This window comes from Bacillus cereus group sp. N21 (assembly GCF_016483395.1).
GTDB classification, from domain to species: Bacteria; Bacillota; Bacilli; order Bacillales; family Bacillaceae_G; genus Bacillus_A; species Bacillus_A pseudomycoides.
Genome location: NZ_JAEHBX010000059.1, coordinates 1 through 23,728, shown reverse-complemented (window position 1 = coordinate 23,728; position 23,728 = coordinate 1). Strand labels below are relative to the sequence as shown.

Here is a 23,728-nt window from a genome sequence, read left to right as displayed (position 1 = left end):
ACAGGGAGGAATATTAATAAAAGGAGGATGTGTTTATGAGAAAATCCATTACTTTGCTTTTTAGTTGTTTGTTAGTATTTTCATCTATTTCAGTTGCAAATGCTGAAGAGGTAAAAAGTAATCAAGCGTATGTAGATGTGGCAGCAGCAACATTATGGACTGGGCCAAATTTGCTTCGTCCAATTGATGAACCAAGTGCGATGAATCCTGTTAATCTATGGAAATGGACGAAATCGATGACGCTCGATGAAAAGCTTTGGTTAACAAGTACAAATAAATTAGAAACACAAGCTTTATTAGGGCAAGAAGTAACAATCATTGATCGGCAAGGTGAGTGGGCAAAAGTAGTTGTTCATGGTCAGCCAACGCCAAGAAATGAAGCAGGATATCCAGGATGGGTCCCGGTAAAACAGCTAACCTATAATCAAGAATTTGCAGGGAAAAAGGAACAACCATTTGTTCTTATTACAAAACCGACAGCTATTTTATACATTAATCCATCTGATAAATATAAATCTTTAGAGGTTAGTTATAACACACGCTTACCGCTAATAAGTGAAGATAATATGTCGTTTCGTGTATTATTACCAAACGGACAAAAAGCATGGTTACGGAAAAATGATGGAAAGGTTTATAAATCACAAAATGAAATCCCTGTTCCAACGGGAGATGATTTAGTGAATACTGGGAATTTATTTTTAGGATTGCCGTATATATGGGCTGGAACAAGTGGTTTTGGTTTTGATTGTTCTGGTTTTACACATACAATTTACAAATCTCATGGTATTACAATCCCGCGTGATTCTGGTCCACAATCAAAAGCAGGTATTGCTGTTGAAAGAGAAAACTTGCAAAAAGGTGATTTGCTGTTTTTTGCTTACAATCAAGGAAAAGGAAGTGTTCACCACGTAGGAATGTATATTGGAGATGGGAAAATGATACATTCTCCAAATGCAGCGAAAACAGTTGAAATTATACCAGTAGATACACCAGGTTACATTGAAGAATATGCAGGTGCACGTCGCTATTTACCTTAATATGAAAGATTAGTAGGAATTTAAAAAAGGGGGGATTAAAGTGAAAAAGGTTATTCGCTTTTCATTGGTTAGTACGTTACTTCTTTCTTCGTTTTTAGCTGGTTGTGGAAAAGAAAAGTCCACGACAAAACCAAAAGAAGAGAAGAAAGTATTGCAGTTAACAGAAACAGGAGAAATTCCATCATTAAATTCCTTAAAAGTAACAGACGCTGTTTCATTTAACGTATTAAATAATGTAATGGAAGGATTATTTAGAATTTCAAAAAATGATGAGGTCATTCCTGGAATTGCTCAAAAGCATGAGATTAGTAAAGATGGGAAAACATATACATTTCATTTGCGTGATGCGAAATGGTCTAACGGTGATCCTGTAACAGCACATGATTTTGTATATGCTTGGAAGCAACTTGTTAATCCAGAAACGGGCTCTGAATATGCATATATTATGTATGATGTGAAAAATGCAGAAAAGATAAATAAGAAACAAATTGGATTGGATGAATTAGGAGTAAAAGCTCAAGATGATAAAACGTTTACTGTAGAGTTAGAACACCCTGTCCCTTATTTTACAAAATTACTTTGTTTACCATCCTTTTATCCAATTAATGAGAAGTATGCGAAAGAACAAGGAGATAAATATGGTTTAGAAGCAAATAAAACTCTATATAATGGACCATTTACATTATCAGAATGGAAGCATGAAGCAAGTTTTACAATGAAGAAAAACAATCAATATTGGGATAAAAAAGAAGTGAAATTAGATGAAGTAAATTACCAAATTGTTAAAGAAATTTCGACCGTAGTAAATCTATATCAAACAGATAAAATTGATCGTGCTGTTATTTCAACAGAATTTGTTGATAAATATAAAAATAATAAAGAATTGAAACAATATACAGATCCGGTTATGTATTTCTTCCGATTTAATGAAAATGTACCAATTCTAAAAAACAAAAATGCCCGCCTCGCACTTAGCATGGCTTTTGATAAAAAGGGACTTGCGACTTCATTTTTAAACGATGGATCAGTACCTGCAAACTACTATGTTCCAAATGGCTTTTTAAAAGGGCCAGATAAAAAAGATTTCAGGGAAACAACGACAGAGTTTAATAAAACGAATGTGAACAAGGCAAAGGAATATTGGGAAAAGGCCAAGCAAGAAACAGGAACGAATGAAGTTACGTTAGAAATGTTAAACTATGATTTAGAAAACTTTAAAAAAGTAGGGGAATATATTAAAGAACAATTAGAGAAAACCTTACCAGGATTGACGATAAAAGTGAAACTACAACCGCACTCTCAAAAACTAGCGTTAGAGAAAAAGAAAGAATATGAAATGTCATTATCGCGTTGGTTGCCGGATTATCCAGACCCGATGACTTACTTAGAAGTCTTTATTTCAGAAAGTGGTGTCAATAATACTGGTTATGCAAATCCAGAATATGATGCATTAATTAAAAAGACAAAAATGGAATTAGGAAATGACGAAAAGGCACGTTGGAAAGCGATGCAAGATGCAGAGAAAATGCTATTGGATGATGCGGTAATTGCACCGGTGTTCCAGCGCGGATTATCTTATTTACAAAAACCATATGTGAAAGATTTATATGTACATCAATTCGGACCCGTGACTAGCTTGAAATGGGCAAATGTGAAAAAATAAAATGAAATATACAAAAACAGACTGTGCTTGGACAACAGTCTGTTTTTGTATATAACAATATTTCATTCTTGAAATTAATAAAAGAGAGAAAAATCATGCTATAATTTACCAGGATGAAAATTAAGATTTTATTGAAGGGGGAAAGGATATGTCTATTCATGTGAATGTAAAATCAATGAATACGAAAAGACTCTATATGAGAAAACCTCGTTTAGAAGATGTGGATGCTTTCTATCAAATTGTAAAAAACAATGAGGTAGGTAAGTGGCTTGCGATATCTAGAGGTATGCCACGAGAAGAAACTGAACAATATATTGGAAAGTTCATAGCGCATTGGAATGAACATAATTTTGGTGTATGGCTTATATTCAATCATATCACGAGGGAAATGATGGGACACTGTGGTTTAAGGTATATTGATGGAACAGAAGATTTAGAAATCATGTATCTTCTCGATCCGAAGTTTTGGGGAAAAGGATATGCTACAGAGGCAGCCCATGCATCGATCCAATATGCTTTTCATGATTTGAAAGTCAAAAAATTAACTGCAAGAATTAGAATTGCCAATGAGAAGTCAAAGAATGTTTTAGAAAAGGCTGGATTTAAGTACACACATGATGTGGATTTTGATGGACATCAATTATCATATTATGAGTATAAGAATTTATTCCGATGAAAATCTGAATATTCATACAAAATGGCCAGATAGTTTGTAAACATTGTATAGATTTATATACAAGTTTAACTTGTCGAAAGATAAAATCATTACTGAATTTAGAGTGTGAAAGAAATACAAAATCTTGTATAATTAAAATGTTTACTTGGAAACATTTCTTATAATGGATGCGTACATAAGTTGTGATAAGAGGGGGAAATACATGTAAATGATAGATGAATAGAATGGAGCATTTTTACGGAATAAAGGAGAAGAGAAAGAATGATGACGTGTTGTAAGCAAGGGTTAGAATTATTAGTAGACATGCAATATCGAGGTAATAAGAGAATGATTGTAAGTGGTTCTAGTGTAAGGTGGGTAAACAAATGAAGATGAAGCATGCTTTTGGCCCAATCATTTTAGCATGTATAATCTTTATCGTTATATTGCTTATTCCATCTAAATATCTAGTTTCACTTATTAGTAATGAAAAGGTAGAAGATGCGGCGACTTCATTACAAAAAGAAAAATTACAAGGTGTTTTTTTACAACAAAAAATGTTGGAGAATTTGAATTATTTGCCGATGTACGGTTCATCTGAATTTTCCCGAATGGATGCATATCATCCGTCTAACTATTTTAAAGTAAAACCCGAAGGATTTACACCGTTTCTAATAGGAACTGGCGGAACGCAGAGTCTTGCTCATATTTTAAATGTGACTTCCACAATGGATCAATTAGAAGGAAAAAAAGTAGTATTTATTCTTTCACCACAATGGTTTACCAAGCAGGGGGTAAATGAAGGGAACTTTAGTAGTAACTTTTCTAAACAGCAAACATATCATTTTATTTTTAATGATCAAATAAAACCTGAAATGAAAAAGAAAATTGCGAAGCGGTTGCTAGATTTTAATGTTGTCCGCAAAGATTTTATATTAAAAAGCTCACTAGAAGGCATTGTATATAATGATACAACTCATAAGATAAAAGCGGGAGTATTGAAGCCGATTGCCTATATAAACCGAAACATTGCGGATCATAAAGATTTAGTGACATCTATATTCAATATAAAGTCAAAAAAAGAACACAGAAATATGGAATTACGTTCACTTTCCTGGGAAGAAACAAGAAGGCATGCTGAACAGGTTGGGAAAGTAGAGTCTACATCAAATACATTTGGAATTGAAAATCCATATTACTATAAAAACAAATTTCAAAAGAAATTACATGGATTAAAAGGATATAAGGCAAAAGAATCTTATGATGAATCGCCAGAATATGAAGATTTACAAATTATTTTAGATATTTTTAAGCAAAAGAAAGTGAAACCGCTTTTCATTTCTGTTCCTGTAAATGGACCTTGGTATGATTACGCAGGGTTCCCAAAAGAACGTCGTGATGTTTATTATAAGAAAGTTCGAGAACAAGTTGAGAAAGCTGGATTTCCAGTTGCAGATTTTACTAGTCATGAATATGACAAATACTTTCTAAAAGATACCATTCATTTAGGATGGAAAGGCTGGGTATATGTGGATGAAGCATTACAACAATTTCATGCAGGGAAATAAATTTTAAGATTAAACCAAAAACAGGAACGGCTTTTTAAGCTGCTCCTGTTTTTTAATACAAAGGATTCTGATGTGGACAATTAGGAAATGGATGTATATCTTGAATTTGCCTAAAGTCATAATGTTTCATTGCGAATTGCGCTTGATACAAGTATTCATACAAATAAATATGTCCACCATGCACACCGCATAAAACTCCAGATGTACCCTGACCATTTACGAGAGAAACACCAACGGGCTGACCAATTAAATATTGTACTTTTTGTTGCCAATGCATGTGTATATCCCTCCTTTTAAGATAATATACAAACTTAGAGAAGGAATGGTTGCTTATCCAGTTAATTTTACATAGGAGGATTTTAATACTTATTATCAATTTGGGAAAGAAAGTATGAAATTAAATGATTATTTCTTGGGTCTTGTTCAACATGATTTAAAGCATAAAGAAGAAATTCTGGATTTTTTAGAAGATAAGCATATCAAATTATAAAAGTAAGAATAAAAGAAAAATGAAATAAAACGCCATACATCTAATTGAATGTATGGCGTTTTATTTCAAATTCATTATCTCGAATGATTCATTTAAACAAGTTTTCTTCGTTTCTTTAGCCATATTTTTAAAGTGAAATACAAAACAATTAGTATTACTCCGCCAATTGCAAACGATGTTACATACGGCCGAGCAACTTCATCGATATTGCCCCAATTTTCTCCTAGCTTTTCACCTAAATAGATAAAGATGATTGACCACGGGATAATCGCAAGCGCTGTAAGGGTAATAAATCGGATAGGTGACATTTTTGTAATGCCGGCAGGGATTGAAATGGCATGACGAACGACTGGAATGAAGCGTGCTGTGAAAATAACACCGGTTCCATAACGATTAAACCATGCTTCTGCAGAATCGATTTGTTTTTTATGAATGAAAATGTACTTGCCATAACGCTCTAGTACAGGTCTTCCTCCGTAACGCCCAATCCAATAAATAAAGATTTGTGCGATAACACCACCAATAGTACCAAATACAATGGCGCCTATAAATGAGATGTTTCCTGAAGATACTAAATAACCTGCATAAGCGAGAACGATTTCACTTGGAATAATCTCAATCATGAGTCCAAACATTATGCCCCAATAACCTAGTCCTTCTAAAAATAGTAATACAGAATGAATAAAACTACCTAACATGTTGCACCTTCTATATGAAATTTTTTTAGAGTAAGAGAAAAAAATATTCCTTACATTTTTAGTATACGGGAAATTATAAAAGAATAGGTGTGGAATTTTATTTTAAAAGATTAATTTCATAAATAATTGTTCGCTCGTCTCAAAAAATGAAACGAGCGAATAGTCTTTACTTCCTTACTTTTAATTTTTCTAATTCTTTTTGTACTGCTTCTTTTAGTTCAATCTCCGTATCGTCTGTATAAGAAATAGGCTTTATTTGATTAAAGTAGTTACTTGCTGAGGCCTCAGCTTCTATTTTTTGAATATAACTTTCTACTCTTGCGAAGCCTTTCACTTCATTTTCTGTATGAAAAGATGCAAGAGTTTCATTGTTTTCTTTCATTGTACGTGCTACATGTAATCTGGAAACAAGTACGAGTTCTTTATATTGTAATTCTTGGTATTCTTTTTGTAGTTTATCAATTTGCTCATATAGGACTGAAGTTTGTTGTTTTACTACATTGTACTGTTCATGATACATTTCTAGTTTTTTCTCATGTGCAATTTTTTCTTGAAGTGCTAATTGTGCCATATCATCTTCATTGCGAGACACCGCAAGCTCAGCCTGACGAAATCTTTTTGCAATAACAGCCTCTGTTCCTGTAATAAGAGATTCATATTTTTTTCTAGAAATAGCTGCTGAGATAAAGCTTGTTGTGCTTTTACCACTTGTTGCTCCGTTTCTCGTATGTATTGTTTTAACATACTTATCGGGTTTTCTAGTTTATTTAAAGCTGCATGGACATCAGCGGTTACAATGTTTTTAATTCTTCTAAAAATACTCATTTTTATTTCTCCTCTTTACGAATTTGTTTTTCCCATTGATCAAGAATATCCGTTTTATTATTTGATATGACTATATAGCTGTCTACTGTATAGTCAGTTGTAGAATGGAGTGAGTTTTGTTTTCTTTTTTTATAAAGCCAAATTGGAAATACCACGACAACGAAAAGAGGGATCAATGGTAATATACCAATGATAATAAGAAGGATACCAATCCATTTTCTTATTATTTGACCTTCTGCCTTTTTGAGGATAAACCATCCTAAAAGAATGGAGCTTAACTCAATTGTGAAAAGAATAAGGAAACTCCCATCAAATTTTTCTTTATGATGCTTTTCATAATGTTGAAAAGGCTTCTCGTTTTCGAAATTCTCTTGTTTGAGATGATGTCTTTCATCTTTAAGGTAAGAAGCTTGTCCCCTATATTCCTCAGCAAAGGCCTCACGTTTTGCATGATGCCATCTTTCCATCTGCAATCCGCGGGTTCCTAAAAATACTGCCAAAAGGGAGAAAGCAATAATACTTACCCATATAAGCCAACGGAATTTTGTACGCTTCTTTTTTTGTTTCTTCACATTCTCACCTCCTGCCATATAGTTGTGTTTCTTTCATAACTGGAAAAAATGAGATTTGCATAACGATCATAACGTACAAATTTGAAATTTTATTTTAGCTTCACCATCTCCTTTGTGTTTGTATTACTTATAGTAAAGCGTAGAAATTAGGGCCGTGTGAAAGTTTGATGGAGATAGAATGAAAAGTATATTAGAAATTTCTCATCTTGTAAGTGAGCTGTTTTTTTTAGTAGATAAAAGAAGAAAAAACTTCAGTTCATAGCCCTAGTATTACAAAGTTTCTTTTAAAAGAGAGAAGAAGAGCGAACAGTGGGAGATTTTCTTTGCTTAATTAATGAAGTAATATTAGATGAAATACAGTATTTTACTACTTTGAAAATTGTTGAAATGGCAGAATTAGTACAATTATCTCTTCTTCCCTTTCAAAATTTAAAGTGGGAAGGAGAGATGAAAGAAGATTTTGTGACCTATAAAGAAAGGTGCGTATTTGGAATTTTAACTGAGAATAAGAATCTTAATGTTTTTATGAAGAGAAACTATTATTTTGATGATATTTTAAAGACTTCAAAGTATATTCAAGATGTAGTTCATTTATTGCGGAGAGAGTGTGTGTATTACTTGTAATACAAAAGTTCTAAAAAAGAGGAGCGCTTTGCGCTCCTCTTTTTTTATGGCTTTACATCTAAATTTTGTAAAAATAATGTTGCAGAAACATAGCGTTTCGCTAACATTTGTACATATGCCGTATGTACAGAAAGTGTTGCGATAATAATCGCATTACGAATGGCTTCTCGTTGCTCATTGTTGATTTGATCAAACTGACTTGCGATTTTATCTGCTTTTTCTTTTACAATATTTTCAATTGTACGAATGGTATCAGTCGCGTTTAATTGTAAACAACCACCTTGATTCAATTCCTCAAATAAAGAAGAATAAGCGACGTATAAATGAACAGGATTGATTAAATCATCACTTCGATCTGCTGGATCATTTACGATGAGTCTTAACAGCTTACGAATGGATTCAAAATCAAGTGCTGTTTTTAAATCTTCAACAATGAATAATAAAGCTGCTTGTTCGATAGAATATTTTTTTCCTTTTTGTGGTGAACCAATCATTTCTTTTATATCTCGTTTTACCCAGTTTTGCATAGCTGTTACAGAAAAACTGGTATTTTCAATTTGATTACCAAGCGCAACGATCTCATTTAAAGAAAAGCCAATATCTGTATCTTCAATTTTAATGAGCTTTTCAAAAATAGGTGAAAGAGCGGTTGTAATAAAAGCTGTAACACTTTGTCCACATTCAATATCTTTTTTATGTGACTTTGCCCAAGCTTCTTGTAAAATAACGAGAGGCTTTTTTGCATTCCATCCTCTAAGAGAAAGAAGGAGCATTGCCATTTCGTTTCGTGTGAGATGAAATGTTTCCATCTTTTCACCTCCAAAATTATAAAAGTTCTTATGAACTTATAATATGTTTTGTTGCTTGTAAAGTCAATTCTGTTTTTCATTATTTTTCCTGTCATTTTATAAATTGTTAATAAAGTTAAATAAATAATACTTGCTTATTATAGAAAAAGTTCATATAATAGGTTCATAAGAACTTTTTGTTTAACTTTAAAATAAATCTATCATTCTTATTTTAAAGAAAGATAGATTTCACATATATCTATAGTAAAAGGAGAATGGATATAATATGTTGAAAAAAATCGTTACAGTAATGACTGCATTAATGGTTGTTTTTGGGGCTAGTAGCTTTGTTTTCGTAGATCATGCGGCAGCGAAAAGTTACAAGTCAGGTCAAAAATCATTTACACCAAGTTCAGGACAAAAATCAAAAGTTGATTTAAACAAAAAAGATTCTAATGTGAATGCACAGAAAACAAACCCTGATACAAAAACAAAAGCATCAAACACAGCACCGAAGAGTAATAAAGGGAGCTTTATGAAAGGTTTATTACTAGGTGGTCTTGGTGGTCTACTAATGGGAAGTTTATTTGCAAACATGGGAGCACTTGGTTCTGTATTAGCGTTCATGGTAAATATGCTAGTAATGGCTGGTATCGTAATGTTAGCGATTCGAGCATTTAAATATTTCAAAAATCAACGTAAGAAACAGGCAGAAGAAGCAGTATGGAAACGATAAAAATTTCTGAACAAGAGCTGATAAACGTACTATGTGTGTATATTGCAGAAAAGCGACAAGTTGGCCCAGAAGCAGTTTTAGTTGAACTAATGTATGATGATGACTATGGTTTTTCTGCTGAAGTAGAAGTAAATGGTCGCAGGCAAATTTTAATTCAAGCAAACTTAATTGAAGCACTTCGCTTATGGCTTGATAGGGAATACAATGTCAATCCGTTTGCGGCAAGGTTACAGCTTGAGTTAGATGATGAAGAAGGTATTTTCGCATTGGCGAATTTAAATAACTCGGATGAGTAGTCAAAAGGAGCTGTTGAGATTAATTTCAACAGCTCCTTTTAGTATGCACATTTTTAATGAAATAATGAACCTAGTAGTTAAGTAAGGGTGAATACCTTTGCTTCTTCATTTGTGTGCCCAGCTAAGCTGGGCACTATTCTCTAGGCAATGAATTATATAACTTCTTGAGGCGGATTTTGATCATCCTGATTTAAACAAAAATGACTCCAAAGTTCATTCATTTTACGTCTACCAGCGGTAACCATTGGGTTAAATTGAATTGCAGCTTGTTCGCGGACAGCCTGGACATTTTGGATAGCTTGCTGTAATTGTTGTCCGACTGAGTTTAATTCTGTACAAGCATGCTTAACAATTGAAAGACCGGCAACAGTTCCTTGCGCCATAGCAATTTTCCCACTTTCAATTCCAGTAATATTTCCAGCTACAAATAATCCGTGAAGAGGGGTTTCCATTGTCTCTGAATGGAATGGGACATGTCCACCCAGTTCAGGAATGTAATGGAATGGGCATCCTGCTACGGCAGCGAGCTCTGCAAGTGGATATAATCCTCCTGCGATACAAACAAAGTCTGCTTCATATATTTCTTCTGATCCTTTTATAATATTTCCTTTCGAATCAATGTTAGCAACACGAACACCCTCTACTTTATCCGTTCCGATAATTTCAATTGCAGCTTTGCGAAGGTGGAGTGGTGTACCATTTATTTTTATACCGTTATTCGGATAAAAGGTTAAACCAGCTTTTCGAATCCAATCATGTTTCATAAAGCGACTTCCGATGCGTAGTAAAGCTGATGGGGCAAGGTGGGCAGCGTTTAATAGTGACTTTAAAATTCCCTCTGGTTCACCAGCTTTTTGGCTAAGGTCACCCTTTTCAGGGAGTACGATATGATCAACAGTAATACCAGCTAGTTGTAATTCATTTAAAATTGCAAATGATAAAATATTGGCTCCGATAATAATTCCTTTTTTCCCAACTTGGACTCTATGAACATTTGTCATAACTTGAGCAGCGCCAATTGACATGACTCCTGGAAGAGTCCAGCCAGGAAGTGGGATAGAGTATTCAGCAGCCCCGGTAGCAAGTAGTACAAAGGGGGCTTCAATTGTACCTATGCTTGTATGTACATACCAAATGTTTTCGTCTTTTTCTAAATTGTATACTGACACACCGCATCGAATATCTATTGAGAGTGCTTTTGCATCTTGATGAAGGCGTTCGGATTCTTTTATTCCGTTCCACCATTCTCCAGTTGGTTCTTGATGTAATTGTCCTAACAATCGTCCGCCAGGCTTCATAAATTCATCAATAACAAGTACGTTAAGTCCAGAACTAGCGCAAGCAATTGCACCAGCTAATCCTGCTGGTCCCGCGCCAATTACAATTACATCCATCATCGCTTTTCCACCATCTTTCTAATAATATTTGGATGCTGTTTCCCACTTTCAACAACCATTTCGTTTTCTACAACAGTTAAGCACGCTCGGACGTTCATTTGATTATTAACTGTTACGCGGCATTCAGAACAATGTCCAATGTTACAGTAAATTCCTCTAGGTGTACCACTATCTTCATGAACGCGTAACGTTCTAATTCCATTTGCAAGAAGGGCAGCAGCAATCGTTTCATTTTCATATGCTTCGTATTCTTTATCGTTAAATTGAAATGAAATACGTTTTCTATCGTCTAAGTTTCCTAAAATAGGATGATGTAAAATTCTATTCATTGCTTTTCACCTACCGCTCCAAAAGTTACTGAGCGTATTGGTGGTTGATATTTTAATGGAATCTCATGAGGTGATGTTCCAGGATTTGCAATTTCTATCATTCGATCTATTGTCGTTCTACATGTACGCCCCCCGCAAAAGCCCATCCCAGCACGTGTTCTTAGTTTTAGCTCCCGAGCCGAGCAATTATATGCAGTAATTGTCGATTGAAGTTGTCCGTATGTAACTTCTTCACAACGACAAATAATTAAATTCTCTTTATTAGACATGTATATTCCTCCTCTAGTTCGGTTTACAAAAATTATAATGCAAAAGGTATGCCAATATAGAGGAGGGGAGGTTTTATTGTAACCCGAGTCTTTTTAAGCGGTTGTATAAAGTAGCTCTTGTTACACCAAGTTGTTTCGCACATTCTAATTTATTACCATTTAAAATTCGTAAAGCTCTTTTGATCACTTTTTTCTCGTGTTGATCCATCTCTTCTTGTAAGGAAAAAATCGTGTTGTTGTTACTGACTAATGAATAATGAGATGCTATTTCCTCTGGAGTACTGTTTGTATGAAAGGGTAAATATTCTTGCTTTATAATGCCGTCCGTTGCAAATACGACGAGTCTTTCTATAACGTTGCGCAGCTCGCGAATATTCCCCCGCCAATCGTAATGAAGGAGTTCGTGCATAATTTCTGGGGGGAAATCATGAATTGGCCTTTTGTAATTTATTGAAAAGTCGTTTAAAAAAGAATAGGTTAATTCTATAATGTCTTCTCGTCTTTCACGTAATGGTGGAATGTGTAAGCTAACTACATTTAAGCGATAATATAAATCTTCACGAAATGTTCCTTTTTCCATCTCTTCTTGTAAATCGCGATTTGTAGCTGCAATAACACGAAAATCAATATTAATTTCTTTTTCTCCACCGACACGATAATATTTTCGTTCTTGCAGTACACGCAAAAGCTTAACTTGCATATCGAGTGGCATTTCGCCTATTTCATCGAGAAATAAAGTGCCACCTTGTGCAAGTTCTATTTTGCCTTTCTTTCCTTTACTATTCGCTCCAGAAAAAGCTCCGCGCTCATAGCCGAATAATTCACTTTCAAATAATGCTTCTGGAATTGCACCACAGTTAATCGAAATGAAAGGGGCATTTTCTTTCTCACTTGCTTCATGAATTGCTTTCGCAAATACTTCTTTTCCGACACCGCTTTCTCCTAGTATTAAAACGGTCGATTTAACAGAGCAAACTTTTCTAGCCAATTGGATCGTTCTCTGTATGACAGCACTCTTTCCTTTCATGGAATGAAAGGGATCGGATGTGTCTTTATATTTTGCTACTTCTTGTTCTAAGCGGTGCACTTCATGTGACATATTAAATAACTTTTCATTTAGTACAACCTGACTTGTAACATCCGTTTCAGAAACGACTGCACCGATAATTTTGTTGTCGCAATAAACAGGATTTGAATTAATTAATACAAATAGATCGGAGCGAGGTTGATGATACTGAGCTACTATACGTTTTCCTTTATGTAATGATTGTAAAATTTCTAGATCTTTATAATCAAAAAAATGAGTAATAGGTTGTCCGATAATGTCTCCATGTTTTACTGAAAATATTTTTTCGGCTCCATCTGTCCATGTACGAACACGTTCATTATCGTCGATAACAGTAACTGAAGAATCTGTCGTTTGAAGAACGGTATTGTAAAATGCCTGTAATTGATTGTAAGAATTATAGAGAAAAGGGACCATTTGGGTAACAGTTATACAGTGTGTTGGATCTTGTATTTTATTGAGAATAACGACTGCAAAATGATTAGAAAATGCTTTGATTAAATTAGAGAAGGAGTCTTCTTCATATAAAGTTGTACAAAGTAATTCTTTCGTATGTGCAGTAAGGTAATAAAATTCGCCATTTTTTCGTTTGATGGGACTTATGTCGAATGTATGATTTGTTGAAAAATATTTTATAAGTTCTTTTATTGATGGGAATGAAAATGCCATATTATCCTCCTGTAGTGTGAAAAATTTTAGACACTGATAAAAAAATAATACACTTATTTCTGTTAAATTCAAAATATTTTTACATCTATTTTTCTCACATATGAAAATAAATATATTTTGAGTTGGCATACCAATTGCATAAATAGAGGATGAGAGATTTGAAAGAAAGGAGGGGGCTGCATGAGACACTGTGACGTTTTAATACTAGGCGGTGGAATTATTGGCTGTTCTATTGCTTATTACACTTCAAAATATGGAAGAGACGTAACAATCATTGACAAGGGGGAATTTGTCAGTGGCACGTCTTCACGGTGTGACGGCAACATTTTAGCCATTGATAAAGACCCAGGATTTGATAGTCAGATGTCGCTAGTAAGTCAAAAATTAGTAACGGAATTAAGTGAAGAATTGGAACATTCGTTTGAATACCGAGCGCCAGGAAGTATTCTTGTCTGTGAGTCAGAGGAGGAAATGGAGGCAGCTCAAAAATGGGTGAATCGTCAAAAAGAAGCTGGCTTACCGTTTCGGATGCTTGATAGACAAGACATAAGAGAAGAATCACCGTTTTTCGCTGATGATTTATTAGGTGGTTTAGAATGTGCAACAGATTCGACTGTAAATCCGTATCTCCTTGCTTTTTCACTTCTTGCAGAAGCGGAAAAATTGGGGGCAAAATCTTTTAAGCATACAGAAGTAAAAGAAATGAGGAGAGCCATAGATGGTTCCTTTATTGTAGAAACGACAAATGGAACGTTTACTGCAAAGCAAATTGTGAACGCAGCGGGAGTATGGGCCCCTAAAATTGGAGAAATGTTGGACCTATCTATACCGATTGAGCCAAGAAAAGGACATATTATCGTAGCTTCAAGGCAACAACATGTAGGCTCTCGCAAAGTAATGGAATTTGGTTATTTAATTTCTAAGTTTGGTGGGAAACGGAAAGTCGATGCTTTGACTGAAAAATACGGTGTAGCTCTCGTGTTTGAACCAACAGAAAGTCAAAATTTTTTAATTGGTAGTAGTAGAGAATTTGTAGGATTTCATACGAGGATAAACAATGAAGTAATTAAATGTATTGCGAATCGAGCGATTCGTTTTTATCCGAAAATGGCAGATATGATGGTTATTCGTTCTTACGCTGGCCTGCGTCCATGGACAGAAGATCATTTGCCGATCATTTCACGAGTAGAACATATTCCAAACTATTATATCGCTGCAGGACATGAAGGGGATGGAATTAGTCTCGCAGCAGTTACAGGGAAAGTTATTGAAGAGCTCTTAAACGAAAGAGAAACATCAATTCCGATTGAACCGCTTCGTTTGAATCGTTTTACAGAAAGGGTGTTAAACGGATGAGGTCACAAAGAGTCTTTACGACGATTGATACGCATACAGGTGGAAATCCTACGAGGACGTTAATTAGCGGACTTCCAAAGTTAATAGGAGAGAACATGGCAGAAAAAATGCTTCATATGAAGAAAGAGTACGACTGGATCCGTAAATTGTTAATGAATGAACCGCGCGGTCATGATGTGATGTCTGGGGCGTTATTAACAGATCCGTGTCATCCAGAAGCGGATATAGGTGTCATCTACATAGAGACAGGTGGATATTTACCGATGTGTGGTCACGATACGATCGGTGTATGTACGGCTTTAGTTGAATCAGGTTTAATACCTGTATATGAGCCGATAACTTCTTTGAAATTGGATACACCAGCTGGTCTTGTTGAAGTGGATATTTCTGTTCAAGACGGTAAAGCAAAAGAAGTATCATTTTGTAATATACCAGCTTTTTTACTAAAGAGTATTTCTGTCCATGTTGAAGGGATTGGAAATGTAGATGTTGATATCGCATATGGCGGAAACTTCTATGCCATTATCGATGGGGAAGCGCTTGGTCTAGAGTTAGTGCCAGAAAATGCTTCTACAATAATTGATAAAGCGATCCGAATAAGAAATACGATTAATGAAAAATTTGAAGTTATTCATCCGCAATATTCATTTATAAAAGGGGTAACACATATTGAATTTTACACAGATCCTACCCATGAAACGGCACATGTGAAAAATACCGTTGTTGTTCCGCCGGGAGGAATTGATCGTTCTCCATGTGGTACGGGAACATCTGCGAAGCTAGCTGTATTATACGCTAATAAAAAAATTACAATGCAAGAAGAATTTGTTCATGAAAGTATTGTTGGCTCGTTATTTAAAGGAAGTGTAATAGATACAACATATGTGGAGAACATTGAAGCTGTAGTAACAAAGATCACTGGTTCAGCTTGGCTAATGGGAATGCATAGATTTTTTTACAATGAAGAGGATCCACTGAAAGAAGGATTTTTGCTAATTCCGCCGATGGAACATGAAACGGAGGAAGTGAAATGAAGATTCAAAAAATGTATATGACAGTAGATGTACACGTAGCTGGTGAAGCGTTTCGTGTAATTAAAGACGTACCGTGTAAATACTATCATAGTTTGGAACAACTAAATGAACAAATTTCTGGTGAATTAGCAGAGGAAATACAGCTTTTATTAAATGAACCACGTGGGTTCATAGGTTTAAACGGATGTGTTGTCGTTCCTTCTATTCATAGTGAAGTTGATGCAGCTGTATTATTTTTTAATCATAAAGGAGCAATTCCTCTTCATTACGGTGGGATTGTCGCGGTAGTAACTATGTTACTTGAAAGTGGACACTTAAAACAAAGCGATTCAAATCAATACAAAATTGAAACGCTATGCGGTGTGTTTTTAGTCCGTGCACATGTAGAAAAGGATGAAGTCGTTTCTGTATCGTTAGAAAGTAAAGTGTGTTACTCAATCGAAGAGAATCTACCACTACATAGTCCTATTGGAAATATACACTACTCTCTCATACAAGCTGATCAAGTATATGCAGTGTTTCAGAAAGAGGAATGTTCTCTGGAAATTTGTATTGAAAACATTTTTGAATTAAAGAACTGGGGGAAAGCTATACTTGAGTCCATGCCAAAGCAGCCACTTATAAAAAGAGTCGTTTTAGTAGATTCTTCCCACATAAAAGAGAATCGTATAAAAACAATTACGTTTCAGGATGACGACTATATTGTGCGTTCGCCTGGATTCGCATCAACAAGTGTTTCGTATATAAGTAGCCTTTCTATAGGTGATGTACGTACGGAAGAACCTTTTATTAATGAGAGTATTTTTAATAGTTTTGTGAAGGTGCAAAAAGTGAATAAGGAAGAGAAAGGATATACATTTACTTTCACAAGCAGAGGGTTTATTACAGGTATGCAAACATTTGTATTAGACCCTACTGATCCATTTCCAGTAGGCTTTTTATTAAAATAACGGTTAATACAGTATGTGGAAAAAACAAATGAAATGTAAGGGAGAGAATATGATGAAAAGTATAAAAGGAGCATTTCCAGTATTAATTACTCCGATGGATGAATTTCAAGAGATTGATTGGAACGGAGTGAAACAGAACGTAAACTATTTTATTGAGCAGAAGGTTGCCGGCATCATCATTAATGGAAGTACGGGAGAATTTGTTAGTTTATCAAAAAAAGAACGATTTAAGATGGTGGAAACGGTATTAAAAGAAGTTGATGGACGCATTCCTGTAATTGTTGGAACTGCTGCAGAGACGACGAAAGAAACGATTGAATATACGAAGCATGCAGAAGCTCATGGCGCAGATTGTGCATTAATTATTAACTCTTATTATTGTAAACCGAAAGAAGAAGAAATCTACTTTCATTTTAAAGAAATCTCAAATGCTGTAAATATACCAATTATGTTATACAATAACCCGTTTACCTCTGGTGTTGATATGAGTATAGAGCTTATGCTTCGAATAGGAAAAGAATGTGAAAATGTTACACATATTAAAGAATCTAGCGGAGATATTCGTAAAGTGAGAGATTTAGTAAGACAAGGAGAGAGTGCTTTTCAAGTCTTTTGCGGATCCGAAGATTTAGTTATGGAATCATATTTAGTTGGTGCTACTGGATGGGTCTCTGTGGCGGGTAATATCGTTCCGGGACTTGTTACAAAAATGTATGAGCATTTTCAAAATGGAGAGTTCGAAAATGCATGGGAGATTAATGATACAATTTTGCCTCTTTGTGAATTCCTAGAAGGGTCAGGTAAATACGTACAAATTGTTAAACGTGCAATGGAGTTACACGGACAAACTGGAGGTCCATCTCGTTATCCAAGATTAGGATTGACACAGGAAGAAGATCAAAAACTTCAACAGATTTTATTACAAATAACGGCTAATTCAGCTGTTTAAACTAAGGAGGAGGGGAAAATATGTTAACGACAAACATGGAGCTAAAATCAAAAGTGAAAGCGTTTTTAAATGAAGAAATCAAATTGTTTATTAATGGTGAATTTGTGCCTTCTATTAGTGGAAAGACGTTTAAAACATATAATCCGGCTACAGAGGATGTTCTTGCGGTAGTGAGTGAGGCGCAAGCGGAAGATATTGATGTAGCGACGAAAGCTGCAAGAGAAGCTTTTGAAACGGGCCCTTGGTCTGAAATGACTACTGCAGAAAGAGCACATCTTATATATAAATTAGCTGATTTAATTGAAGAACATAAAGAAGAATTAGCGCAGCTAGAAGCTTTAGATAATGGGAAACCGTATCAAATTGCGCTTGAAGATGATATTCCAGCGACAGTAGAAAATTACCGGTATTATGCTGGTTGGACTACAAAAATTGTAGGACAAACAATTCCTATTTCAAAAGATTATTTAAATTATACACGTCATGAACCGATTGGGGTTGTTGGTCAAATTATTCCTTGGAATTATCCGTTAGTTATGTCCGCTTGGAAAATGGGTGCTGCTCTTGCGACAGGATGTACGATTGTATTAAAACCAGCAGAGCAAACACCGTTATCTTTACTATATGCTGCAAAGCTTTTTAAAGAGGCGGGATTTCCAAACGGTATTGTAAACTTTGTTCCAGGTTTCGGACAAGAAGCAGGAGCAGCAATCGTAAACCATCATGATATTAATAAAGTAGCTTTCACAGGTTCGACAGTTACAGGGAAATATATTATGCGTCAATCTGCTGAAACAATTAAACATGTAACGTTAGAACTTGGAGGTAAGTCACCAAATATTATTTTAGAAGATGCCGATTTATCTGAAGCTATTAATGGTGCCTTCCAAGGCATTATGTATAATCATGGTCAAAACTGTAGCGCAGGATCTCGTGTGTTCGTTCATCGGAAACATTATGAAAGAGTAGTAGATGAACTTGTAGAAATGGCGAATAAAGTTAAGCTTGGTGCCGGTATGGAAAAGGATACAGAAATGGGCCCGCTCGTATCTAAAAAACAACAAGAGCGTGTGCTAAAGTATATTGAACAAGGAATGGCTGAAGGAGCAACAGTTGTAGCTGGGGGAGAACGGGCATTTGAAAAAGGTTATTTTGTGCAGCCCACAGTTTTTACAAATGTTACAGATGATATGACAATCGCAAAGGAAGAAATATTTGGACCAGTCGTTGTAGTTATGCCATTTGATTCGACTGAGGAAGTAATTGAAAGAGCGAATAGCTCTTCTTACGGATTAGCAGCAGGTGTATGGACACAAAATATTAAAACTGGACATCAAGTCGCAAATAAATTAAAGGCAGGAACCGTTTGGATTAACGATTATAATTTAGAAAATGCAGCGGCACCATTTGGCGGATATAAACAATCCGGAATTGGGCGCGAATTAGGGTCGTATGCACTTGATAACTACACGGAAGTAAAGAGTGTTTGGGTTAATATAAAATAATGATCAAATAGGAAGAGTGAACGGACAACTTGAATGAACGGTGAGGTTGTCCGTTTTATTTTTTAAGCTCGCAATAAATAACTCTTTTTCACACAATTATGAGGGGGATTGGGATGGAAAAGTTAGTAGAGTGGTTAGTAGGAGAAGTATGGAGTATAGGATTAGTTATTTTTGCGTTAGGAGCAGGCGTGTATTTCACAATTGCTACTCGTTTTTTACAAATTCGGTATTTTAAAGAGATGATCAAACTATTATTTGAAGGAAAGAGCTCAGAGACTGGGATATCTTCATTTCAAGCATTTTGTTTAGCGTTATCGGGCCGGGTCGGAATTGGAAATATTGCTGGTGTAGCGACAGCTATTGCTTTTGGTGGTCCAGGAGCTGTGTTTTGGATGTGGGTGATGGCTCTATTAGGAGCAGCTAGTGCATTCGTTGAGTCAACGCTTGCTCAAGTATATAAAAGTAAGGTAGGAAATGAATATCGAGGTGGTACACCATATTTTATTGAAAAAGGCTTAAAAATAAAATGGTTTGCCGTCATTGTAGCGGTTGTCGTGACGATTTCATACGGCGTTTTATTGCCAGGGATTCAATCAAGTAGCATTGCGGTTGGATTTGAAAATTCTTCTGGTATTAGTAAATATATGACTGGTGTATTTTTAGTTGTATTGCTGGCAGCGATTATTTTTGGCGGAGTAAAGAGAATTGCTGCTGTTTCTCAAACTCTAGTACCGTTTATGGCAATTGGTTATGTAATTGTTACATGTATCGTTTTAATTGCTAATATAACGGAAATCCCTAATATGTTCACACTTATTTTCTCAAGTGCATTTGGAATCGATGAAATGTTTGGCGGAATTGTTGGAGCAGCCATTGCATGGGGAGTGAAACGAGCTGTATTTTCAAATGTTGCTGGTGTTGGAGAAGCAACGTATAGCTCTGCAGCTGCTGAAGTATCACATCCTGCTAAACAAGGGTTAGTACAAGCATTTTCGGTTTACATCGATACAATTGTTGTATGTACAGCAACAGCTCTCATGGTTTTAATAACAGGGATGTACAATGTCATACCTGAAGGAAAGAGCGCCATTGTGAAAAATATGGGGAATGTTGAAGCAGGTCCAATTTACACACAACAAGCAGTTGAAACTGTTATGACAGGTTTTGGTCCATTATTTATTTCAATCGCAATCTTTTTCTTTGCATTCACAACTCTACTAGCATATTACTATATTGCCGAAACTACACTTACTTACTTGGATCATAAATTGAAATTTAAATGGTTAAAAACGATTTTGAAATTCGGATTTTTAATTATGGTTTACGTCGGTAGTGTGGAATCAGCTTCACTTTTATGGAATCTTGGAGATTTAGGGATAGGCAGTATGGCATGGCTGAATCTTTTAGCGATTTTATTGTTAAGTAAGACGGCATTAAAAGTATTAAAAGATTATGAAACGCAGAAAAAAGAAGGGAAAGATCCAATATTTGACCCTAAAAAAGTAGGGCTTGAAGGTGTTGTATTTAGGGAAGAAAAGTGTAAAGAAGGTGAAAATGAAATTTCTAGAAGAAAAGTACCAGTAGATGATAGTGTGAAATTGTAGCGTTATATATTTTTAAGGTTAAAAAAACTGAAAATTCTATCTTTTACGATAATATATCAACAACATGGTTTTATAAATGATGTATTACTTCATTACAAAGAAGGCATTGGAAAATTTTTAAAACCAATTCCAGAAATCACAGAAACATATCATGCATTTACACAAGCTTGTTTCCAGGAAGGTGCATTAACAAAACGCGAAAAACAGCTCATTGCGTTAGGGATTAGTTACTAAAAAATTAATCACGACAGAAACGATTTCAAATAATAAAAAGGAAATCTTATTTAAAACAACCTCTTTAGGAAAAGAACTGTTTTACTTACACCAGGCGTTGCATGATGCAAGTAATAGAGAAGTTATTCGATTTTTAAATAGATATAATCCAAATGAATTAAAGTTGGTTTCTCGTTTCCTAGAAGATACTTTAGAAGCATCGTGGGTAAGGGGCGAACTTAATAAAATAGAAGATAAAAATTTTGAGTAAAAGGAATTGTGCAGAAATTAATTTTAAAGGCCATTGTTTTAAATGGCCTTTTTGTTTTGATTAAAAAATGAGTTTTAAAGTTTTAACATACTAGGTCCTTTGAAAAATACGTTATGACAGTGATTGAATAAAAGAATGTAGCACATTGTTAAAATGATCAGCTTCTTCTAGAAATGGACAATGACAGCTGTTTTCGAAAATAACGAGTTGAGAGTTATTAATATGTGCGTGTAAATGTTCGCCCGCAGCAACTGGAATTAATTTTTCTTCTCTACCGAAACAAAGTAAAGTTGGTTTTGTAATTGCATTTAATTCTTTCCGATAATCAACAACAGATTGATCGAATAAAATCGCACTCGCAATAGATGCTGGAACCTTTGTTACCTCCTCAAGCATCCAAGTTGAATCTTCTGTAGAAAGGGGATTTTTAAACATGAGAGGGATAAAACCCTTTAGAAACTCAACTTGATTTGTTTGAACTTCTCTCATGAAATGAATAAGTGTTGGGAAATCAAAGGCACCAATAGGGAAATCGGGCCATTTAAAATCTGATGCTAATTCATCAACAATAACAGAACCTTTAATATTTTGTTCTCCAAATTGCTTTATATATTCCCATACAACAAATGCTCCCATTGACCAACCGACTAAGATAACATCTTTTAAAGATAAACTTTCTATAAAAGCATGCACATCATGGGCATAGTTTGTAATTGTATGTCCAGTTTCAATATGGGGAGAGCGCCCGTGACTTCGTAAGTCAATTGAAATCGCACGATATTTTTCACTGAAATAAGGGATTTGTTTATGAAAAAAACGGCTGCTCATCCAGACGCCGTGAATAAAAAGAATGGGCGTACCTTCTCCGCGCTCTTCGTAGTATAAGTTCACACCATTTTCAAGCTTGATAATAGGCATAACGGAAAGCCTCCTTTTAATAAATGGACTTTTTATGATTTTATTCTGCTTTTCATGTTTTTTTCCTCTTATATAGGAGAAGTAAGATGTTTTTTTGTTTAAAATAGGGCAGAACCTTTATTTTATTTATAAAAAATGTGTTTAAAATATTGTCATATTTGCTTCTTTAAGATATCCTTTTCATGAAGAGGTGGAAATCATGGAAAAAGTACTAGTTTTCGGGCATAAAAACCCAGACACAGATGCAATTTGTTCTGCAATTGCTTATGCAGAGCTGAAAAAAGAATTAGGAATGAATGCTGAGCCTGTACGTTTAGGTGAAATCAGCGGTGAAACTCAATTTGCGTTAGATCATTTTAAAGTAGAAGGACCGCGTTTTGTTGAAACAGTAGCAAACGAAGTGGACAACGTGATTTTAGTTGACCATAACGAACGTCAACAAAGTGCTAACGATATCGAATCTGTTCGTGTGTTAGAAGTTATCGATCATCACCGTATTGCTAACTTTGAGACAAGCGATCCTTTATACTACCGTTGCGAGCCAGTTGGTTGTACAGCTACAATCTTAAACAAAATGTACAAAGAAAACGGCGTTGCAATTCGTAAAGAAGTTGCAGGTTTAATGTTATCTGCAATTATCTCAGATTCTTTACTATTTAAATCTCCAACTTGCACAGACCAAGACGTAGCTGCAGCTCGTGAATTAGCGGAAATCGCTGGTGTTGACGCGGAAAGCTACGGCTTAGAAATGTTAAAAGCTGGTGCAGATTTAAGCGGTAAAACAATGGAGCAATTAATCTCTCTTGACGCAAAAGAATTCCAAATGGGCGATGCAAAAGTTGAAATCGCACAAGTAAACGCTGTTGATACAAACGACGTTCTTGTACACCAAGCGGAATTAGAAAAAGTAATCTCTGCAGTAGTAGAAGAAAAAGGTTTAGACCTATTCTTATTCGTTGTGACTGATATCTTAACTAACGATTCTGTTGGTCTTGCTATCGGTAAAGCGACACAAGTTGTTGAAAAAGCATACAACGTAACATTAGAAAACAATACAGCAACTTTAAAAGGTGTTGTATCTCGTAAAAAACAAATCGTTCCTGTATTAACAGAAACGTTCCAAACTCTATAAGAGAAGTTTTGGATGAAAAGGAAAGGACAAACAGATATGGTCTTACCCCCGTCAAGTGGACAGCTGTAAAAAAAGACTATGCAGCCATCGAGATTCGATATTCAATCGGAGCTC

23 protein-coding genes and 2 pseudogenes are annotated in these 23,728 nt (G+C 35.1%); 15 read left to right on the top strand and 10 right to left on the bottom strand.

Annotated elements, in window-relative coordinates; all coding sequences use genetic code 11:
• Positions 1-35 precede the first annotated feature (35 nt).
• From JDS96_RS23785 to dltD, 4 genes are all read left to right on the top strand, one after another.
• Positions 36-1,037, top strand: a complete 1,002-nt coding sequence (locus JDS96_RS23785; protein ID WP_199668224.1) for a C40 family peptidase — start codon at positions 36-38, stop codon at positions 1,035-1,037.
• A gap of 40 nt (positions 1,038-1,077) precedes the next feature.
• Complete coding sequence (locus JDS96_RS23780) at positions 1,078-2,700, top strand: peptide ABC transporter substrate-binding protein (protein WP_199668223.1); 1,623 nt, start codon at positions 1,078-1,080, stop codon at positions 2,698-2,700.
• A 148-nt stretch (positions 2,701-2,848) separates the two neighbouring features.
• Positions 2,849-3,376 (top strand): GNAT family N-acetyltransferase, encoded by a 528-nt coding sequence (locus tag JDS96_RS23775; RefSeq protein WP_199668222.1) that lies wholly within the window; start codon positions 2,849-2,851, stop codon positions 3,374-3,376.
• A 365-nt stretch (positions 3,377-3,741) separates the two neighbouring features.
• The gene (dltD, locus tag JDS96_RS23770; RefSeq protein WP_199668221.1) at positions 3,742-4,923 is read left to right on the top strand and encodes a D-alanyl-lipoteichoic acid biosynthesis protein DltD; all 1,182 of its coding nucleotides are present in this window, start codon (positions 3,742-3,744) and stop codon (positions 4,921-4,923) included.
• Between the two features lie 52 nt (positions 4,924-4,975).
• Here dltD and JDS96_RS23765 read toward each other — a convergent pair whose 3' ends face one another.
• The 4 genes and pseudogenes from JDS96_RS23765 to JDS96_RS23750 form a co-directional block, all read right to left on the bottom strand.
• Positions 4,976-5,200 (bottom strand): hypothetical protein, encoded by a 225-nt coding sequence (locus tag JDS96_RS23765; protein WP_006095066.1) that lies wholly within the window; start codon positions 5,198-5,200, stop codon positions 4,976-4,978.
• A 305-nt stretch (positions 5,201-5,505) separates the two neighbouring features.
• Entirely contained in the window at positions 5,506-6,111 is a 606-nt protein-coding gene (gene uptA / locus JDS96_RS23760) for an undecaprenyl phosphate transporter UptA (RefSeq protein ID WP_199668220.1), read from the bottom strand.
• Between the two features lie 166 nt (positions 6,112-6,277).
• Positions 6,278-6,936, bottom strand: a pseudogene (locus tag JDS96_RS23755) (PspA/IM30 family protein).
• A 2-nt stretch (positions 6,937-6,938) separates the two neighbouring features.
• On the bottom strand, positions 6,939-7,508 hold the full coding sequence (locus JDS96_RS23750) for a hypothetical protein (RefSeq protein WP_307838205.1): 570 nt from the start codon (positions 7,506-7,508) through the stop codon (positions 6,939-6,941).
• Positions 7,509-7,817: 309 nt separating this feature from the next.
• On the opposite strand from JDS96_RS23750, the gene JDS96_RS23745 reads away from it, so the two are divergent.
• The gene (locus JDS96_RS23745; protein ID WP_199668218.1) at positions 7,818-8,132 is read left to right on the top strand and encodes a hypothetical protein; all 315 of its coding nucleotides are present in this window, start codon (positions 7,818-7,820) and stop codon (positions 8,130-8,132) included.
• Between the two features lie 44 nt (positions 8,133-8,176).
• On the opposite strand, the gene JDS96_RS23740 is transcribed toward JDS96_RS23745, so the two are convergent.
• A complete protein-coding gene (locus JDS96_RS23740) occupies positions 8,177-8,941 on the bottom strand; it encodes a DUF1836 domain-containing protein (RefSeq protein WP_006095061.1) in 765 nt (254 codons plus the stop codon).
• 265 nt (positions 8,942-9,206) lie between these two features.
• On the opposite strand from JDS96_RS23740, the gene JDS96_RS23735 reads away from it, so the two are divergent.
• Entirely contained in the window at positions 9,207-9,656 is a 450-nt protein-coding gene (locus tag JDS96_RS23735) for a hypothetical protein (protein ID WP_003198066.1), read from the top strand.
• Positions 9,644-9,952: a YxcD family protein gene (locus JDS96_RS23730; RefSeq protein ID WP_199668217.1), complete on the top strand. Its 309-nt coding sequence runs from the start codon at positions 9,644-9,646 to the stop codon at positions 9,950-9,952. Before JDS96_RS23735 ends, JDS96_RS23730 begins: the two co-directional genes overlap by 13 nt.
• A 152-nt stretch (positions 9,953-10,104) precedes the next feature.
• Here the strand turns inward: JDS96_RS23730 and JDS96_RS23725 are convergent, their stop codons facing one another.
• The 4 genes from JDS96_RS23725 to JDS96_RS23710 form a co-directional block, all read right to left on the bottom strand.
• Positions 10,105-11,349, bottom strand: coding sequence for an NAD(P)/FAD-dependent oxidoreductase (locus JDS96_RS23725; RefSeq protein WP_199668216.1), 1,245 nt, complete (start codon positions 11,347-11,349; stop codon positions 10,105-10,107).
• A complete protein-coding gene (locus JDS96_RS23720; protein ID WP_018765670.1) occupies positions 11,346-11,678 on the bottom strand; it encodes a (2Fe-2S)-binding protein in 333 nt (110 codons plus the stop codon). The genes JDS96_RS23725 and JDS96_RS23720 overlap by 4 nt, the downstream gene beginning before the upstream one ends.
• On the bottom strand, positions 11,675-11,947 hold the full coding sequence (locus tag JDS96_RS23715) for a (2Fe-2S)-binding protein (protein ID WP_199668215.1): 273 nt from the start codon (positions 11,945-11,947) through the stop codon (positions 11,675-11,677). Before JDS96_RS23715 ends, JDS96_RS23720 begins: the two co-directional genes overlap by 4 nt.
• A gap of 73 nt (positions 11,948-12,020) precedes the next feature.
• Positions 12,021-13,682: a sigma-54 interaction domain-containing protein gene (locus JDS96_RS23710; protein WP_199668214.1), complete on the bottom strand. Its 1,662-nt coding sequence runs from the start codon at positions 13,680-13,682 to the stop codon at positions 12,021-12,023.
• A gap of 180 nt (positions 13,683-13,862) precedes the next feature.
• Here JDS96_RS23710 and JDS96_RS23705 point away from each other — a divergent pair, with 180 nt between their 5' ends.
• The 7 genes and pseudogenes from JDS96_RS23705 to JDS96_RS23675 all read left to right on the top strand — a co-directional run.
• Positions 13,863-15,038: an NAD(P)/FAD-dependent oxidoreductase gene (locus JDS96_RS23705; protein ID WP_033796203.1), complete on the top strand. Its 1,176-nt coding sequence runs from the start codon at positions 13,863-13,865 to the stop codon at positions 15,036-15,038.
• On the top strand, positions 15,035-16,072 hold the full coding sequence (locus JDS96_RS23700) for a proline racemase family protein (RefSeq protein ID WP_199668213.1): 1,038 nt from the start codon (positions 15,035-15,037) through the stop codon (positions 16,070-16,072). The genes JDS96_RS23705 and JDS96_RS23700 overlap by 4 nt, the downstream gene beginning before the upstream one ends.
• Positions 16,069-17,022 (top strand): proline racemase family protein, encoded by a 954-nt coding sequence (locus tag JDS96_RS23695; RefSeq protein WP_199668212.1) that lies wholly within the window; start codon positions 16,069-16,071, stop codon positions 17,020-17,022. The genes JDS96_RS23700 and JDS96_RS23695 overlap by 4 nt, the downstream gene beginning before the upstream one ends.
• A gap of 52 nt (positions 17,023-17,074) precedes the next feature.
• A complete protein-coding gene (gene dapA / locus JDS96_RS23690; protein WP_033796206.1) occupies positions 17,075-17,971 on the top strand; it encodes a 4-hydroxy-tetrahydrodipicolinate synthase in 897 nt (298 codons plus the stop codon).
• Between the two features lie 20 nt (positions 17,972-17,991).
• Entirely contained in the window at positions 17,992-19,476 is a 1,485-nt protein-coding gene (locus JDS96_RS23685) for an aldehyde dehydrogenase family protein (protein ID WP_199668211.1), read from the top strand.
• A gap of 113 nt (positions 19,477-19,589) precedes the next feature.
• Positions 19,590-21,080 carry an alanine/glycine:cation symporter family protein gene (locus tag JDS96_RS23680; RefSeq protein ID WP_199668210.1) on the top strand — a complete coding sequence of 497 codons (1,491 nt, stop codon included), beginning with the start codon at positions 19,590-19,592 and terminating at the stop codon, positions 21,078-21,080.
• Positions 21,081-21,128: 48 nt separating this feature from the next.
• Positions 21,129-21,308, top strand: a pseudogene (locus JDS96_RS23675) (carboxymuconolactone decarboxylase family protein); the annotation flags it as partial.
• 367 nt (positions 21,309-21,675) lie between these two features.
• On the opposite strand, the gene JDS96_RS23670 reads toward JDS96_RS23675, so the two are convergent.
• Entirely contained in the window at positions 21,676-22,482 is an 807-nt protein-coding gene (locus JDS96_RS23670; protein WP_003198091.1) for an alpha/beta fold hydrolase, read from the bottom strand.
• 199 nt (positions 22,483-22,681) lie between these two features.
• Here JDS96_RS23670 and ppaC point away from each other — a divergent pair, with 199 nt between their 5' ends.
• Positions 22,682-23,614: a manganese-dependent inorganic pyrophosphatase gene (gene ppaC / locus JDS96_RS23665; RefSeq protein ID WP_018765661.1), complete on the top strand. Its 933-nt coding sequence runs from the start codon at positions 22,682-22,684 to the stop codon at positions 23,612-23,614.
• Positions 23,615-23,728 lie beyond the last annotated feature (114 nt).

Excerpts from the sequence above, each read along its gene's own strand:
- JDS96_RS23710 (WP_199668214.1), bottom strand. The coding sequence starts at position 13,682 with ATGGCATTTTCATTCCCATCAATAAAAGAACTTATAAAATATTTTTCA.
- JDS96_RS23715 (WP_199668215.1), bottom strand. The coding sequence starts at position 11,947 with ATGTCTAATAAAGAGAATTTAATTATTTGTCGTTGTGAAGAAGTTACA.
- JDS96_RS23720 (WP_018765670.1), bottom strand. The coding sequence starts at position 11,678 with ATGAATAGAATTTTACATCATCCTATTTTAGGAAACTTAGACGATAGA.
- JDS96_RS23775 (WP_199668222.1), top strand. The coding sequence starts at position 2,849 with ATGTCTATTCATGTGAATGTAAAATCAATGAATACGAAAAGACTCTAT.
- JDS96_RS23705 (WP_033796203.1), top strand. The coding sequence starts at position 13,863 with ATGAGACACTGTGACGTTTTAATACTAGGCGGTGGAATTATTGGCTGT.
- JDS96_RS23785 (WP_199668224.1), top strand. The coding sequence starts at position 36 with ATGAGAAAATCCATTACTTTGCTTTTTAGTTGTTTGTTAGTATTTTCA.
- JDS96_RS23765 (WP_006095066.1), bottom strand. The coding sequence starts at position 5,200 with ATGCATTGGCAACAAAAAGTACAATATTTAATTGGTCAGCCCGTTGGT.
- JDS96_RS23680 (WP_199668210.1), top strand. The coding sequence starts at position 19,590 with ATGGAAAAGTTAGTAGAGTGGTTAGTAGGAGAAGTATGGAGTATAGGA.
- JDS96_RS23735 (WP_003198066.1), top strand. The coding sequence starts at position 9,207 with ATGTTGAAAAAAATCGTTACAGTAATGACTGCATTAATGGTTGTTTTT.
- JDS96_RS23695 (WP_199668212.1), top strand. The coding sequence starts at position 16,069 with ATGAAGATTCAAAAAATGTATATGACAGTAGATGTACACGTAGCTGGT.
- JDS96_RS23685 (WP_199668211.1), top strand. The coding sequence starts at position 17,992 with ATGTTAACGACAAACATGGAGCTAAAATCAAAAGTGAAAGCGTTTTTA.
- JDS96_RS23730 (WP_199668217.1), top strand. The coding sequence starts at position 9,644 with ATGGAAACGATAAAAATTTCTGAACAAGAGCTGATAAACGTACTATGT.
- JDS96_RS23670 (WP_003198091.1), bottom strand. The coding sequence starts at position 22,482 with ATGCCTATTATCAAGCTTGAAAATGGTGTGAACTTATACTACGAAGAG.
- dltD (WP_199668221.1), top strand. The coding sequence starts at position 3,742 with ATGAAGATGAAGCATGCTTTTGGCCCAATCATTTTAGCATGTATAATC.
- JDS96_RS23740 (WP_006095061.1), bottom strand. The coding sequence starts at position 8,941 with ATGGAAACATTTCATCTCACACGAAACGAAATGGCAATGCTCCTTCTT.
- uptA (WP_199668220.1), bottom strand. The coding sequence starts at position 6,111 with ATGTTAGGTAGTTTTATTCATTCTGTATTACTATTTTTAGAAGGACTA.
- JDS96_RS23700 (WP_199668213.1), top strand. The coding sequence starts at position 15,035 with ATGAGGTCACAAAGAGTCTTTACGACGATTGATACGCATACAGGTGGA.
- dapA (WP_033796206.1), top strand. The coding sequence starts at position 17,075 with ATGAAAAGTATAAAAGGAGCATTTCCAGTATTAATTACTCCGATGGAT.
- ppaC (WP_018765661.1), top strand. The coding sequence starts at position 22,682 with ATGGAAAAAGTACTAGTTTTCGGGCATAAAAACCCAGACACAGATGCA.
- JDS96_RS23725 (WP_199668216.1), bottom strand. The coding sequence starts at position 11,349 with ATGATGGATGTAATTGTAATTGGCGCGGGACCAGCAGGATTAGCTGGT.